Origin of the sequence: Massilia sp. TSP1-1-2, assembly GCF_049896185.1 — a bacterium.
GTDB lineage: Bacteria > Pseudomonadota > Gammaproteobacteria > Burkholderiales > Burkholderiaceae_D > Telluria_A.
In genome coordinates, this window is sequence record NZ_JAFCTU010000168.1 from 1 (window position 1) to 743 (window position 743).

Consider the following 743-nt stretch of genomic DNA (forward strand, 5'->3'; position numbering starts at 1 on the left):
GTGCTCGAAGAACACGCCAGGGGAACGGTGGAGCTGCGACACAATCACGCGCTCGGTACCGTTGATGACAAACGAACCGGTGGTCGTCATGAGCGGCAATTCGCCCATGTAGACTTCCTGCTCTTTCATTTCCTTGACCACAGGCTTGGTCGGCGATTCCTTGTCCAGAATCACCAGGCGAACCTTGGCGCGCAGCGGTGACGCGAACGTCAGGCCACGCTGTTGGCATTCCTTGACGTCAAAGGCGGGAGTGCCCAGGACATACGACAGGAATTCGAGGCGCGCAAAACCATTGTGCGACACGATAGGGAAAATCGAGGTGAAAGCCGACTGCAGGCCATCATTCTTGCGGTTCGACACAATTGTGTCGGCCTGTAAGAAATTCTCGTAAGATTCAAGCTGGGTAGCCAGAAGGAAGGGAACGTTGTGAACGTTGGCGCGCTTCGCGAATGATTTGCGAATGCGTTTCTTCTCAGTAAATGAGTAGTGCATGGACACTCCGTGAGTGACTAAAAGGATGAGAATTCAGGAATTGCCAGTGTGACTACCACACGCAAGCCCTCAATTCTCGAACTTCCCGTCATGATGATAAGAAGAACTGCGAATACTACTGCCTAAAACTTAAGCATGGCTTTATTCAGCCACAAATACGACAGGGACGACAAAAGAGCCAAAGCCGCATTCGCGCCCTTTCGGGAGAGAACCGCAAGCTTTGACTCCGGCGCAAACTTACCGCGCCAACA

Annotated in this window: 1 pseudogene; it reads right to left on the minus strand. The window is 52.6% G+C overall.

Features of this window, described 5'->3' with window-relative positions:
- Window positions 1-492: pseudogene (rpoB, locus tag ACP7BV_RS27520) on the minus strand (DNA-directed RNA polymerase subunit beta); the annotation flags it as partial.
- Window positions 493-743 lie beyond the last annotated feature (251 nt).